Below are 13,854 nucleotides of genomic sequence, written 5' to 3'. Positions count from 1 at the left end.
GGTCAGGCGATCACGAACATGGGCTCGTCGAATTCGACCGGCTGGCCGTTCTCGACCAGGATGGCCTGCACGGTACCGGCCACGTCGGCTTCGATCTGGTTGAACATCTTCATTGCCTCGATCACGCCCAGCGTCTCGCCGGCCTTGACCTGCTGGCCGACCTTGACGAACGGCGCGGCGCCCGGAGACGACGAGGCGTAGAACGTGCCGACCATCGGCGCCTTCACCACGTGGCCCGCGGGCAATGCGTCGGCGGCGGGGGCGGCATCGGCCGGCGCGGCGGCCACCGGGGCTGCAACGGCGATCGGGGCGGGCGCGACGGCGACGGGAGCCGGGGCGGCCATCACCGCGTTGCCCTTGGGCACGCGCGACAGGCGCACCACTTCCTCGCCTTCCTTGATTTCCAGTTCGGCGAGGTTGGATTCCTCGAGCAGATCAATCAGCTTCTTGATTTTGCGCAAATCCATCGGATCGGCCTTCTTTTACAGTTCGTGGATGCCGCGCGCGGCGGCAGGATAATGAATGGGGTGGGCGGCTCAGACCGCCGACAACCGCCGCAGCGCGGCGTCCAGCGCCAGCGTGTAGCTGTCGCTGCCGAAGCCGCAGATCACGCCGACGGCAATGTCGGAAAGATACGAGTGGTGCCGGAACGGCTCGCGGGCGAACACGTTGGACAAGTGCACCTCGATGAACGGAATCGCCACGCCGGCCAGGGCGTCGCGCAGGGCCACGCTGGTGTGGGTGAATGCGCCGGCGTTGCACAGGATCATCGCCACTCGTTCGTCGCGGGCCTGGTGGATGCGGCCGGTCAGCTCGTGCTCGGCGTTGGACTGGAACCAGAACAGCTCGTGTCCGGCCGCCTGGGCCTGTTCGGCCAGCTGCGCGTTGATGTCGGCCAGCGTGCCATGGCCGTAGATATCCGGCTCGCGCACGCCCAGCAGATTGAGGTTGGGTCCGTGCAGGACCAGGATCTTCGCCACACGACGACCTTGCGACAGCGTCCGGGAAAGTCGGAACGCGCGCAGTGTGCGCGCACTCACTCATATTGTCCAGTTCGCCGCAGTTCGGCGATGTTTGGCGGAGAAGTGCGCGTTAAACCGTGCGGTGACGTATGTCGCGGGGTGGCGCCTCAGGGTTTGCCCGGGGCCAGCCACGCGTGCAGTTGCGCCTGCTGCAGCGGGCCGCGGCGCACGGCCAGCACGCGTCCGGTGGCGTCCAGCAGCACGCTGTAGGGCAGCACTTCGGCCGTGTCACCGAGCCGCAGCGAGGTGCTGGGCGCGTCCAACTGGCCGATCAGAACCGGGTAATCCAGCGGATGCGCGGCGAGGAATCGGCGCACGTGGGCCGGGTCGTCCATCGCGATGCCGACAATGCGCACGCCGCCAGCACCGTAATCGGCCTGTGCCTGGTCCAGCAGGGGCATCTCGTCCAGGCAGGGTCCGCACCAGGTGGCCCAGAAGTTCAGCAGGACGCGGCGGCCGCTGTAATCCGAGAGCCGATGCGTTTGGCCGTCCGGGTCGGGCAGGGCCAGATCCGGGCGAAGATCGCCGACGTTCGCCACCTGCACGCCGGCCGGCACATGCGCCAGCCGGCTGCGGTGCTGCAGCCAGCCACCGGCCGCGGCGGCCAGGATTGCGATGGCGAGAATCAGCCAGGTCTGCCGGGTGAACATCTCAGTCGGTGGCCGTCAGCGTCCGGGTCATTAGCGCCGAGGTCAGCACGGTCGGCAGTTGCCGTCCTTCGCCGCCGCCCTTCGGGAACATCACGTACAACGGCACGCCGGGCGAGTGGTAATGCTGCAGGAAGGCGGTGATCGCCGGGTCCTCGTTGGTCCAGTCCCCCTTCATGTAGACCGTGCCGGTGCGCTTGAGCAGGTCGCGGAACGAGGCGGTATCCAGCACGGCGTGTTCGTTGGCCTGGCAGGTGATGCACCAGTCGGCGGTCATGTCCACCAGCACCGGCGTTCCGGCAGCACGCAAGGCCGCCAGCTTCTGCGGGCTGTAGGCCACCACGCCGGTCTGGGTCTGGGCGACCTGTGTGGGTGCAGGCACCTGTCCCAGGTAGTACAGCGACGCGAGGACCAGTACGGCCGGCAGCACCACCAGCGCGCGACCGAACGTGCCGTGTGCGCGGCTGCGCTCGAACCACCACAAGGTCAGCGCCAGCAGCACCATCGCCACCAGCAGCAGGCCCACCGCATTGGCGCCACGCTGATGCGCCAGCACCCAGGTCAGCCATACGGCGGTGAGATACATCGGGAACGCCAGAATCTGCTTCAGCGTTTCCATCCAGCGACCGGGTCGTGGCAACCAGCGGGCCAGCGCGGGCACGAAGCCGATCAGCAGGAACGGCAGTGCCAGGCCCACGCCCAGCATCAGGAATACCAGCAGCGCGGCGAGTTTCGAGGCGGCAAACGCGTACGCCAGTGCGCCGCCCATGAATGGTGCTGTGCAGGGGCTGGCCACCACCACCGCCAGCACGCCGGTGAAGAAGTCGCCGGCCGCGCCACCGCGATTGGCCAGTGCGGCCCCCGTATTGCCCAGCGAGGCGCCGAACTGCACGACGCCGGACATCGACAGTCCCACCGCGAAAATCACGCAAGCCAGCACGCCGACCAGCAGCGGCTGCTGCAATTGCGAACCCCAGCCCAGCGCATGGCCGCTGGCGCGCAAGGCCACGATGGCGATGCCGACGACCGCGAACGAACACAGTACGCCGCCGGTATAGGCCAGTGCCTGGCGCCGTCGACGGGCCGGGCTTTCGCCGCTTTCCAGCACGCTGACCGCCTTGATCGACAGCACCGGCAACACGCATGGCATCAGGTTCAGCACCAGCCCGCCGCCGAGCGCCAGCAGCAGGGCGGCCAACAGGCTGGTGCGCAGCGGTGCGGTCGCCGGTGGCGTGGCGGTGGTCGCGGCCGATGCGGTGTCCGCATGCGCGGCGGGTGGTGTGGGCGTTGCCGCGGCGACACCGGAGGCGATTGCGCCGCTGGACAGATCGACCGTCACGTCACGCGTCATCAGCGGATAGCACAGACCGCCGTCCTGGCAGCCCTGGAAGCTGGCTTCCACGGTGAGCTGGTGCCGGCCGGCGAGGTCGCCCTTGATCGGCACCGGCAATTCGAGCTGGCCGAAGTACACGGTGACGTGGCCGTAGTGCGCATCCTGGTGTGCGGTGCCGGTCGGCCACTCGGGCGTGCCAAGGCTCAGGCCGTCGGCGTCTTTCAGGCGCAGCGTGGTCTGGTCGCGATACAGGTAGTAGCCCTTCGGCATCGTCCACTGCAGCAGCAGGTGATGGGCATCCTGCGCCAGCGCGGCGAAGCGGAACGCCTGTTCGGGCGGCAACGCGGCGCCATCCATGCCACTGGTGGGGGCGCTGCCCAGCTGGTGTAGCGCACTGCTGAGCGGGTTGCTGCCGGGGTGGTCGCTCGGCGCGGCGGCATCGGCTGTGGTTGCTGCCGGCAGCGGCAGGTCGAGCTGCTCGGTATGCGGCGGGTAGCAGATCTTCGGCTCCACTTCGTGGCAACCCTGGAATTGCACGCTCAGGCGCAATCGGGTGGTGCCGGGCGCCACGGTGTAGGGAATGCTGGCATCGATTGCGTGGTGGTAGGTCTCCACCGGGCCGAGGTACGGGTCGACGTGCTTCTCGCCGGCCGGCAGTTGCGCCTGGCCCAGCGTCACGCCCTCGCCGGCGGTGAACTTCATCCGGCCGCGATACAGGTAGTAGTCCGGCGCGATGGTCCAGTGCAGCTTCAGCACGCCGGGCGTGCTGGCGTCGGCCTTGAGCTGGTAGGCCTCGGTGACGGGCAGGATGCCGTTGTCCTGCGCCAGGGCCACGGGCACGGCGAGTAGCAGGACGGACAAGGCCAGCAGGCAGGCGGCCAAGTGGCGGGGCAGGGAAAAACGCATGGCAGCTCCAACATCGATCGGGTCGCGCGCGGGCGACACGGCATTATGGCCCAGCCGTCGCGGGCGGTTTGGGGATGCGGCAGGATGCCCGGCCGAAGTCGGCAAGGCCCTGCCCTGACGCCCTCCGCTTGCCGGCAGACCATCAGAGTATTCGTCGGTGTGAACCGTTGGGTTACCTGGATCCGGGACTTCAGTCGCCGACAGAGTGACGAATCCAGTCCAGATAGGCGGCATGGCCGCGTTCCACCGGTACGGCGATCAATTCGGGCAACTCGTAGGGGTGCAGTGCCAGCAGACGGGTTTTCAGCGCCTCGAAGCGGCTGGCGACGGTCTTGATCAGCAGCAGTTCCTCGGCGTCCGTGGTCACCTGGCCCTGCCAGCAGTAGGTGGATGCCACGCCTGGCAGGCGGTTGACGCAGGCGGCCAGCCGCTCACCGATCAGCGCCTCGGCGATGGCCTGTGCGCTGGCGGCATCGGGGCAGGTGCAATAGCAAAGCAGGACGGGGTCGGGCATCGCGAAGTCGGGGCGGCAGGGACGCTGCCGAGGGTAGCGTGTCGCCCCTTGAAATGTCGGCTGAACGCTCCATGTCAGAGCCAGAGACGCGGTACAAGCCCCCTTGCAGAGGCGTTCTGCGTCATTACAATTGGCACTCACTGGCCCAGAGTGCTAACAACGGCACCCGGGTCGCCCCTTTCTCAATCCACATAACCTAGCTGGAGTCGTCATGAGCAAACTGCGTCCGCTGCACGATCGCGTCATCGTCAAGCGTCTGGAAGAAGAGCGTATTTCCGCCGGCGGCATCGTCATCCCGGACAGCGCCACCGAGAAGCCGACCCGTGGCAAGGTCGTGGCTGCCGGCACCGGCCTGATCATGGCTGACGGCAAGGTCCGTCCGATGTCGCTGAAGGAAGGCGACACCGTGCTGTTCGGCAAGTATGCCGGCCAGGAAATCAAGATCGACGGCGAAGACCTCGTGTTCCTGAAGGAAGACGACATCGTGGCCGTGATCGAAGGCTGAGCGCGTCACCGCGCTCGCCCGTTGCCGGAAGCTTGCTTCGGCGACGCTCTCGAAACGACAAACCCCCTTTCCTTATTTCAAAATTTTTGAGGCAAAAATTTTATGGCCGCTAAAGAAGTCCGCTTCGGCGAAGACGCCCGTTCGCGCATCCTGAAGGGCGTGAACACGCTCGCCAACGCCGTCAAGGTCACGCTGGGCCCGAAGGGTCGCAACGTGGTGCTGCAGAAGAGCTTCGGCTCGCCGACGATCACCAAGGACGGCGTTTCCGTCGCCAAGGAAATCGAGCTGGCCGACGCCTACGAGAACATGGGCGCGCAGATCGTCAAGGAAGCCGCCTCCAAGACCTCCGACAACGCCGGTGACGGCACCACCACCGCCACCGTGCTGGCGCAGGCATTCATCCGGGAAGGCCTGAAGGCTGTGGCCGCCGGCATCAACCCGATGGATCTGAAGCGCGGCATCGACAAGGCCGTGGTGGCCGCCGTCGGCGAGCTGAAGAGCCTGAGCAAACCCACCGCCGACGACAAGGCGATCGCCCAGGTCGGCACGATCTCGGCCAACTCCGACACCAACATCGGCGACATCATTGCCACCGCGATGAAGAAGGTCGGCAAGGAAGGCGTGATCACCGTCGAAGAGGGTTCGGGCCTGGACAATGAACTCGATGTGGTCGAGGGCATGCAGTTCGATCGCGGCTACCTGTCGCCGTACTTCATCAACAACCAGCAGAGCCAGCAGGTCGAGCTGGACGACCCGTACATCCTGATCCACGACAAGAAGGTCTCCAACGTGCGCGAGCTGCTGCCCGTGCTGGAAGCCGTCGCCAAGGCTGGCAAGCCGCTGCTGATCGTCGCCGAGGAAGTGGAAGGCGAGGCGCTGGCCACGCTGGTGGTCAACACCATCCGCGGCATCGTCAAGGTCGCCGCCGTCAAGGCGCCGGGCTTCGGTGATCGTCGCAAGGCCATCCTGGAAGACATCGCGATCCTGACCAACGGCCAGGTGATTTCCGAGGAAGTCGGCCTGCAGCTGGAGAAGGCCACGATCAACGATCTGGGCCGTGCCAAGCGCGTCGTCATCACCAAGGAAAACACCACCATCATCGACGGTGCCGGCGAAGCGCAAAAGATCCAGGCGCGCATCGGCCAGGTCAAGGCGCAGATCGAGGAGACCTCCTCGGACTACGACCGCGAGAAGCTGCAGGAACGCGTGGCCAAGCTGGCCGGCGGCGTGGCCGTCATCAAGGTCGGTGCCGCTACCGAAGTCGAGATGAAGGAAAAGAAGGCTCGCGTCGAAGACGCCCTGCACGCAACCCGTGCGGCCGTTGAAGAAGGCGTGGTCCCCGGTGGTGGCGTGGCGCTGATCCGCGCGCTGAAGGCTGTCGAAGGCTTGAAGGGCGACAACGAAGACCAGAACCTCGGCATCGCGATCACCCGCCGCGCGCTCGAAGCGCCGCTGCGCGAGATCGTGTTCAATGCCGGTGGCGAGCCCAGCGTAGTCGTCAACCAGGTCAAGGAAGGCAAGGGCAACTACGGCTACAACGCCGCGACCGGCGAGTTCGGCGACATGATCGAGTTCGGCATCCTGGACCCGACCAAGGTCACCCGTTCGGCCCTGCAGTACGCCTCGTCGGTGGCCGGTCTGGCGATCACCACCGAAGCGATGGTGGCCGAGCTGCCGAAGAAGGAAGAGCACAGCCACGGCGGCGCCCCCGGCGGCATGGGTGGCATGGGCGGCATGGATTTCTGATCCGGCCCCAGCCGTTCGCCCCAGACGTTGCCGCATGGCGGCGGCGTCGAAGGGCAAACCACAAAAAACCCCGCTTCGGCGGGGTTTTTTGTGGCTTGTTTCTGGTCGAGCCCGACGGATCGGCGGGGCTCGTGACATTCACGCCTGGGAGCGTGGGCGGTAGAAACTTCCGAGGCGAAAAAGTGGCTGCGTGAGGACAGATTTTCGACGATTCGCCGGCCCATAGTGGTTCTATGGGCCAAGAAGCGACGGGCATATGGACCACGCAGCCACTTCTGCAGCCCGGAAGATTTCTGCCGCCCACGCTCCTAGGGCTTAGTGGCCGTGTACCTGGGCGCTGGCCGAACCGCCGGCATGGATACCCTTTGCGGCATGGCCGATGGCGCCGGCCGTATGCTCGCCGGACTGCAGGGCTTGGTGGGTGGTGTCGCGGACCTGGCCGGCTGCGCTGCGACCGGCTGCGCCGGCTTTGCCGGCAGCCGCGGAGGTGTCGAGTCCGGCACCCATGCTTGCACTGGTATCGGTATTCGCGCCTGCCGCACCGGCGTGGATCGAGGCGTTGGTGCGAGTATCGACCCGGGCATGGCTGCGGGAGTGCGCGGCATTTTCGGCGCGATGCGTGGCGTGGCGGGCACGGTGGGCGGTGTGCTGCAACGTCTGGTCCGCCTGCATGCCGGCGTGTCCGGCTGTCTGCATGGCGCTGTGCGTCAGTCCGCCGGTTTGTACGCCAACGCCAAGCCGTCCGCCACCACCCACGGCCACCTGGGCAAAGGCGGGGATGGAAAGCGCGAAGCTGGTGGCAACGATGGTGGCGATCACGGTCTTGCGCATGGGTGGGACTCCTCGATGATGGAACTGCGGGCAGGCATGCGCCGCAGTGGTCATCACGCTAGGCGTGCGGTTCTGGCTGGTGCCTGAATCCGGGGGGAGGGCGTTTTGGCAGCGGACAGCTGGCTGAATGGTTGCCGTAATTGCGCGTGGCCGGGTTTCCGGCGCGGTCTCCCATCGTCCGTTGTTCCGCGACCTGGAGCGCCGGCGCGGAACAACGGGGATATAGGCCAGGCTCAGTGCGCGGTGCCCGCACTGGTCGACATCGCCGCGGGTTGGCCGGCGTAGTTCGACGGAGTGCCGGGAGCGCTGACAGGCAGCAATTTTTCCAGCTTGCCCTTCATGCGCAGCAGGGCGACGCTGGCCATGTCGGTGTCGACTTGCTGCTGCCCGGAAGATTCGTCGGACAAGGGAGCGCCCGGGGCCCGGGTGAGCCTGGCCAGCTGCGGGACCAGCAGCTGGGTCAGCGCGAAGTAGGCGTCGTCGTGGATGCCGGCGGTGTCGAGCAGTTTGCCGGGAAGCATCCACGAGGCGATGTCTTCGTGCACGGCCTTGCGCGGATGGGCCGGGTCGACCAGCAGCCAGGTGCCCGGTTCGCTCAGCATGTTGCCGCCGTCGACGAAACCGAGCGTGTGGTAGACATTGGTCAGTGCGGGCAGGTGGTCGCCGTAGAACAGCAGCAGGGTCGGGCGGCTGCGCTTGGCGAGCAACGCGGCGAGCCGGCCCAGCTCATGGTCGGCATGCTGGATGTGATAGATGTAATCCTGCAGCTCGAGCTTTTCCTTGCCCTCGATGCCGGCGGGTACGCGGATGGCATCGCGCTCGGCGGTGTTCGCCGGCTCCACATCGTACGGACCGTGCGCCTCGATGCTGATCGCGAACAGGAATTGCGGCGGACCGCTGTCCTTCAGCTGGTCCATGATCTCGTCGGTCATCGCGCTGTCGGCCATGTACTTGCCGTCCATCGCCGCGTTGGCCGGGAATTGTGTGCGCGAGACGAAACGGTCGAAACCCAGCGCCTTGAATGCCGTGGTGCGGTTCCAGAATGCCGGATCGTTGCCGTGGATGGCCACGGTCTCGTAGCCGCGCGCATTCAGTGCGCGCACCATGCTCGGCACCAGCTTGCGGTTCATCTGCAGATAGGGGAACTGCATGTCCTCGAAGTAGCGCAGCGACAGGCCGGTAAGCACTTCGAACTCGGTACGGATGGTGCCGCCGCCGAAAGTGGGGACGTACAGCGGGCCGCTGGTGCCTTCCGCCTGCAGCCGGCGCAGGTTGGGGGTGAGGTCGGCGTGTTCGTAGCCACGCAGGGTCGACGGATCGAAGAACGATTCGCTCTGGATCACCACGATGTCCGGCAGCGCGCTCGCCGGCGTGGCCGGCATCTGCATGTGCTGCTGCAGCGCCGGTTCGTTCTGTGCGAGCAGTTGTTTCACCGCGGCCGGATCGGCCTTGCGCTTGGCGTGGCCGTACTGGATGTGGAACATCAGCAACGAGCTGACCAGCCCCGAGTGGATGGTGGTGGAAGCGGCCGACCACGGTTCCAGCCATAGCGTGCGACCGTTGTAGAAACCGGCCCAGGCCGAACTGCCGGCGAGCAGGCTGCCCAGCGTGACGGCCAGCACGGCGCCACCGACCAGCCGCTTGCCGCGGGTGCGGCGCGCGAACAGCGGCGGCTCGAAGTGCCACAACGCGATGATTGCGGCAAGGCCGGCCAGCAAGGCCAGGTACGGCCATGGGCTGTGCGGCAGATAACCGGCGAGCAGGTGGAAGCCGCCCTTGCGCAACTGGCCGACCATGCGGAAGTCGGCCGGCATCAGCGGCGTGCCGAGGTTTTCCACCTTCAGCGCGTTGACGCCATACAGCACGGCCTGCAGCAGGTACGCCAGCCCGAACGACCACAACAGGCGTCGGCTCAGCAGCAGCAACAGGCCGCCCAGCAGCAGCCCGGGCAAGGCGTTGGCCAGCGGGAATTTCGGCTGGATCAGCAATCGCAACGGCGCCACGCCCTTGTGCCCGTCGATCAAGCCGGTGAGCAGGACGAAGAGGATGGCTACCGCGACCAACAGGGCGAGTCGGGCAAGGCGGGACTGGGGAAGGGCGAGGCGTGTCGTCATGGCGGTCCGGTGGCCTGGTCGCAGGCAAGCTGCGGACTGTAACGCGGGCGACATGAACGCGTTGTCAGGTGAATATCGCGTGTTGCCCCGGGTTCATCGGTCGGGTGATTCCAGGTTATTGGCCTTGGCCGTCGTCCCGGCCTGCGCCCACTGCTGTCCGGAATAATTTTGCGAAGGCATGACGGCAGCCGAATCCGTCATTCCAGCGAAAGCTGGAATCCAGTCGAACATGCGTGCGAAGCACACAAAAACAAGAAGTTGAGTGTGCTTCGCACAGCATCTTAACTGGATCCCAGCTTTCGCTGGGATGACGAGACGGGGCGTGGTCGATAACTCTGAAATTTGGGTCTCATGCAAACTCAATGGTTGCAAAGTTGTACTGCTCGGGGCCTTCCACGCATCGCGCATTTTTATTCCGGACAGCAGTGGGCCTTCGCCGGGATGACAAGAAAAAGCACGGGGGCATGACGAGTCGCGTGACTTCATTTCTTCCACGTCTACCCAAAAAAGAAGGGCCGGCGCATGGCACGCCGGCCCGAATGCGCCCGTTGCGGGACGCGGCTGAAGCAGGGTTGGATCAGGCGTTGACGGCTTTCTTGAGCGCGTCCGTCACCTTCAGCAGGCGCAGGTAGGGCTTGAGGGTCTTCCAGCCCTGCGGGTATTCCTTGCGGGCGTCCTCGTCGGAGACCGACGGCGCGATGATCACGTCGTCGCCCGGCTGCCAGTCCACCGGCGTGGTGAGCTTGCGGCCGTCGGTGAGCTGCAGCGAGTCGAGTACGCGCAGCACCTCGTCGACATTGCGGCCGGCACTCGGCGGGTAGGTCAGGGTCAGGCGCACTTTCTTCTGCGGATCGATGATGAACACCGTGCGCACGGTGACCTTGGGGTCGGCCTTGGGGTGGATCATGCCGTACAGGTTCGCCACCTTCAGCTCGGTATCGGCCAGCAGCGGATAGTTGATCGCGGCGCCGGTGACGTCCTCGACGTCCTTCGACCAACCCTTGTGGTCGGCCACCGAATCCACCGACAGGCCAAGCAGCTTGGTGTCACGCTGGGCGAACTCGCCCTTGCGGCGGGCGAAGGCGCCCAGCTCGGTGGTGCACACCGGGGTGAAATCCTTCGGGTGCGAGAAGAACACCAGCCACTGCTTGCCGATGTAATCGTGCAGGTGGATCTGGCCTTCGGTGGAATCGAGGGTGAAGTCGGGGGCGGTATCGCCCAGTTGCAGGCTCATGATGGTCTCCTTCGACGAGCGATTGCGGGATGCGGGATGCGGATGGATCAGGCAGCGTCGGCCAGGGCGGCGGACGGCTGGTGGGACGAGCGGGCGGGGCGTCGACAGCTTTCCAGCAGCTCGCCATGCCAGTGCAGGCGATGGGCGAGTGCCGCGACTTCGCCGATGATCAGCAACGCAGGCGCGGCGATGGCATGCTGGCGTGCCAGCGCGGGCAATTCGTCCAGCGTGCCGGTGAGCGTGCGTTGCTGCGGCAGCGAACCGTTTTCCACCAGCGCGAAGGGCGTCGATGCCGCACGTCCGTGCGTAATGAGTTTCCGCGACACGGTGTCGAGCTGGCCTACGCCCATGTAGAACGCCAGCGTCTGGCGTTCCCGGGCCAGCGCCGCCCAGTCCAGCGTGTCCAGCGAATCGCGGCAGTGCGCGGTCACCATGCGCACCGACTGGGCGTGTTCGCGATGAGTCAGCGGCACGCCGGCGAAGGCGGCGCAGGCCACGGCCGCGGTGATGCCGGGCACCACTTCGAAGGCGATGCCATGGCGTTGCAGGAATTCCAGTTCCTCGCCACCGCGACCGAACACGAACGGATCGCCGCCCTTCAGTCGAACCACGCGGCGACCGGCGCGGGCGTGCTCCAGCAGCAGCGCGTGGATGGCATCTTGCGCGGTATGCGTGCCACCGCCGCGCTTGCCCACGGCGATGCGCGCGGCATCGCGCCGGGCCAGTTCGAGCACGGCGGGCGACACCAGGGCGTCGTGCAGGATCACGTCGGCCTCGTTCAACGCACGCAGCGCGCGCAAGGTGAGCAAGCCGGGATCGCCGGGGCCGGCGCCGACCAGCACCACCGAGCCGACCGCTGCGGGTGTCGATGCGGCATCCAGCGCCACCTGCAAGGCATGTTCGGCCAGGGCGGGTTGCGCGGCACGCAATAAATTGCGGACCGGGCCATCGTGCAGCCAATCATAGAAACGTCGGCGATGGGCCATGTCCGGATGACGCTGGCGGATATGCGGACGGTAGCGCTGGGCCAGTTGCAGCAGCGGGCCCAATGCGGGGTCGAGCAAGCTCTCGATGCGTTCGCGCAACCGCCGTGCCAGCACCGGTGCCGTGCCGTTGGTGGAAATGGCTACTTGCAACGGCGCGCGGTTGATCACCGCCGGCACCTGGAAACTGGACAGCGCGGGATCGTCCACCACGTTCACCAGTCGTCGCCGCGCGGTGCCTTCGGCAGCGATGCGCGCATTGAGCCACGGGTCGCCGGTAGCGGCGATCACCAGCCATGCGCCGTTCTGCCATTCCTTGCGATAGCGGCCCGGCAGGTAGGTGATGCGTTGCTGCGAGACCCACTCGTGCAGGGTGGCGGTGAGCGCGGGGGCGCCGACACGCACCCGGGCGCCGGCGGCCAGCAATGCCTCGGCCTTGCGCTCGGCTACCACGCCGCCACCCACCACCAGGACGGGGCGGTCGACAAGATCGGCGAAGAGCGGATAAAGCGGCATGGCGGTCGAGGGCACGTGTCGGGAAGGATGGATTCACGCTAACGGTGCCGGGGTTTGGCTGGAAATGATGGCTGCGACCGAGGTTATGCCGACCTGGCATGATGTGGTGGTGCATGACTTCCGACGTATTCGAATGGATGGATAGACGTCCAAAACATTCGTGTGTTAAGGTCGCGTGCAGTCGACCCGGCATGGTGCCGGTGTGTGGAGATTGGTCATGCTCAACATCAAGCAGATTCGTTCGGCGGAAAACATGCCCTGTCCGTGTCGTGCTTCGTGCATTGACGCTCGCCATCCACGTACACCCCAAGGCAGGACATCATGACGCTCACCCAACTGCGCTACATCGTCGCCATCGCCGACGCCGGTCTCAACATCACGCTCGCGGCGGAGAACGTCTACGCCACCCAGTCGGGCATCAGCAAGCAGCTCAAGCAACTCGAAGGCGAACTCGGTTTCCAGGTGTTCACCCGTCGCGGCAAGAGCCTGGACACGATCACGCCCGCCGGTGCCCAGGTACTGGAGCGCGCGCGCATCATCCTCAACGAATCGCACAACATCCGCGCGCTGGCAGCGAACCTGCGCGAGGAATCGCACGGCGAGCTGGCACTGGCCACCACGCACACCCAGGCCCGCTTCGTGTTGCCCGAGCCGATTGCACGGCTCAAGCAGCAGTATCCCGATCTGAGCGTGCACATCCGCCCGCAGGGCGAGAGTCGTGTCATCAGCCTGTTTGAAAGCGGCGAGGTCGACCTGGCCATCGTCAGCACCAGCGGCGCGCAGCCGGAAGGCGGCATCGCGGTACCGCTGTATCGCTGGCATCGACGCGCCATCGTGCCGCGCGGCCATGCGCTGGCACGCCTGAAGCGACCGCTGCGCCTGGCCGACCTGGCCGATCTGCCGCTGGTCAGCTACGAATCCTCGCTGCAACCGGATTCCTCGCTGCGCCGGGCTTTCAGCTCGGTCGGCATCGAGCCGCGCATTGCCTGCACCTCGGCCGATGCCGACCTGATCAAGACCTACGTGCTGGCCGGCCTGGGCGTGGGTATCCTCGCCGAGATGGCGCTGGGCGATGCCGATGCGCGCGAACTGGTGGTGCTCGACATCGACCCGCTGCTGCCCGAGTGCACCAGCTGGCTGGTCCTGCGTCGTGATCGCGTGCTGCGCAGCTACGTCGCGCAACTGGCCACGCTGGTCGCCCCGCAACTCGACGAAGCCGAACTTCGCCGCGTCGTCGCCGGTCACGCCGAGCCGGCATGGCCGAAAGCGCCACTGTGGCGCGAGACCGGCCGGCGCGGCAAGCGTGCGGCGGCGTTGCACGCGGCTTGAGGTGAGTTCTGCCGCGTGGCGGCAGTATTCGTGGAGGGTGGGGTTTACGTGTTGCGCACGGCTTGCGGGCGGCGCGTCTTGACCCATGGTTTCGGCAACCTGCCGTCACCTATGGTGCCGGGGTTTCGACCACCTGCCGGTGGCCGAGTCACTTTCTCTCGCTTGCCCGAGAGA

Annotated in this window: 12 protein-coding genes; 3 read left to right on the top strand and 9 right to left on the bottom strand. The window is 66.3% G+C overall.

What is annotated here, in order from left to right:
- Positions 1-2: 2 nt before the first annotated feature.
- From accB to cutA, 5 genes are all read right to left on the bottom strand, one after another.
- The gene (gene accB, locus BMY90_RS02675) at positions 3-467 is read right to left on the bottom strand and encodes an acetyl-CoA carboxylase biotin carboxyl carrier protein (protein WP_092701220.1); all 465 of its coding nucleotides are present in this window, start codon (positions 465-467) and stop codon (positions 3-5) included.
- Between the two features lie 69 nt (positions 468-536).
- The gene (aroQ, locus tag BMY90_RS02670) at positions 537-980 is read right to left on the bottom strand and encodes a type II 3-dehydroquinate dehydratase (RefSeq protein ID WP_008209816.1); all 444 of its coding nucleotides are present in this window, start codon (positions 978-980) and stop codon (positions 537-539) included.
- Between the two features lie 149 nt (positions 981-1,129).
- A complete protein-coding gene (locus BMY90_RS02665) occupies positions 1,130-1,672 on the bottom strand; it encodes a TlpA family protein disulfide reductase (RefSeq protein ID WP_092701217.1) in 543 nt (180 codons plus the stop codon).
- Between the two features lies 1 nt (position 1,673).
- Complete coding sequence (locus BMY90_RS02660) at positions 1,674-3,908, bottom strand: protein-disulfide reductase DsbD family protein (protein ID WP_092701778.1); 2,235 nt, start codon at positions 3,906-3,908, stop codon at positions 1,674-1,676.
- 190 nt (positions 3,909-4,098) lie between these two features.
- Positions 4,099-4,422, bottom strand: a complete 324-nt coding sequence (gene cutA / locus BMY90_RS02655; RefSeq protein WP_008215584.1) for a divalent-cation tolerance protein CutA — start codon at positions 4,420-4,422, stop codon at positions 4,099-4,101.
- Between the two features lie 211 nt (positions 4,423-4,633).
- Here cutA and BMY90_RS02650 point away from each other — a divergent pair, with 211 nt between their 5' ends.
- Entirely contained in the window at positions 4,634-4,927 is a 294-nt protein-coding gene (locus BMY90_RS02650; protein WP_008213337.1) for a co-chaperone GroES, read from the top strand.
- A 102-nt stretch (positions 4,928-5,029) separates the two neighbouring features.
- Positions 5,030-6,673, top strand: a complete 1,644-nt coding sequence (groL, locus tag BMY90_RS02645) for a chaperonin GroEL (RefSeq protein WP_092701214.1) — start codon at positions 5,030-5,032, stop codon at positions 6,671-6,673.
- Positions 6,674-6,988: 315 nt separating this feature from the next.
- Here groL and BMY90_RS02640 read toward each other — a convergent pair whose 3' ends face one another.
- From BMY90_RS02640 to cysG, 4 genes are all read right to left on the bottom strand, one after another.
- The gene (locus tag BMY90_RS02640; RefSeq protein ID WP_037098430.1) at positions 6,989-7,504 is read right to left on the bottom strand and encodes a hypothetical protein; all 516 of its coding nucleotides are present in this window, start codon (positions 7,502-7,504) and stop codon (positions 6,989-6,991) included.
- Positions 7,505-7,737: 233 nt separating this feature from the next.
- On the bottom strand, positions 7,738-9,618 hold the full coding sequence (locus BMY90_RS02635; RefSeq protein WP_092701211.1) for an LTA synthase family protein: 1,881 nt from the start codon (positions 9,616-9,618) through the stop codon (positions 7,738-7,740).
- Between the two features lie 577 nt (positions 9,619-10,195).
- The gene (locus BMY90_RS02630) at positions 10,196-10,852 is read right to left on the bottom strand and encodes a peroxiredoxin (protein ID WP_092701208.1); all 657 of its coding nucleotides are present in this window, start codon (positions 10,850-10,852) and stop codon (positions 10,196-10,198) included.
- 47 nt (positions 10,853-10,899) lie between these two features.
- A complete protein-coding gene (gene cysG, locus BMY90_RS02625) occupies positions 10,900-12,351 on the bottom strand; it encodes a siroheme synthase CysG (RefSeq protein ID WP_092701205.1) in 1,452 nt (483 codons plus the stop codon).
- 321 nt (positions 12,352-12,672) lie between these two features.
- On the opposite strand from cysG, the gene BMY90_RS02620 reads away from it, so the two are divergent.
- Positions 12,673-13,680: a LysR substrate-binding domain-containing protein gene (locus BMY90_RS02620; RefSeq protein ID WP_008210336.1), complete on the top strand. Its 1,008-nt coding sequence runs from the start codon at positions 12,673-12,675 to the stop codon at positions 13,678-13,680.
- Positions 13,681-13,854: the final 174 nt, after the last annotated feature.

Source organism: Rhodanobacter glycinis, from assembly GCF_900114325.1.
GTDB classification, from domain to species: Bacteria; Pseudomonadota; Gammaproteobacteria; order Xanthomonadales; family Rhodanobacteraceae; genus Rhodanobacter_A; species Rhodanobacter_A glycinis.
This window is presented reverse-complemented; position numbering and strand designations above follow the sequence as displayed.

Coding starts and splice junctions, on each gene's coding strand:
- cysG (WP_092701205.1), bottom strand. CDS start 12,351: ATGCCGCTTTATCCGCTCTTCGCCGATCTTGTCGACCGCCCCGTCCTG.
- groL (WP_092701214.1), top strand. CDS start 5,030: ATGGCCGCTAAAGAAGTCCGCTTCGGCGAAGACGCCCGTTCGCGCATC.
- BMY90_RS02635 (WP_092701211.1), bottom strand. CDS start 9,618: ATGACGACACGCCTCGCCCTTCCCCAGTCCCGCCTTGCCCGACTCGCC.
- BMY90_RS02660 (WP_092701778.1), bottom strand. CDS start 3,908: ATGCGTTTTTCCCTGCCCCGCCACTTGGCCGCCTGCCTGCTGGCCTTG.
- BMY90_RS02630 (WP_092701208.1), bottom strand. CDS start 10,852: ATGAGCCTGCAACTGGGCGATACCGCCCCCGACTTCACCCTCGATTCC.
- BMY90_RS02640 (WP_037098430.1), bottom strand. CDS start 7,504: ATGCGCAAGACCGTGATCGCCACCATCGTTGCCACCAGCTTCGCGCTT.
- BMY90_RS02650 (WP_008213337.1), top strand. CDS start 4,634: ATGAGCAAACTGCGTCCGCTGCACGATCGCGTCATCGTCAAGCGTCTG.
- accB (WP_092701220.1), bottom strand. CDS start 467: ATGGATTTGCGCAAAATCAAGAAGCTGATTGATCTGCTCGAGGAATCC.
- BMY90_RS02620 (WP_008210336.1), top strand. CDS start 12,673: ATGACGCTCACCCAACTGCGCTACATCGTCGCCATCGCCGACGCCGGT.
- cutA (WP_008215584.1), bottom strand. CDS start 4,422: ATGCCCGACCCCGTCCTGCTTTGCTATTGCACCTGCCCCGATGCCGCC.
- BMY90_RS02665 (WP_092701217.1), bottom strand. CDS start 1,672: ATGTTCACCCGGCAGACCTGGCTGATTCTCGCCATCGCAATCCTGGCC.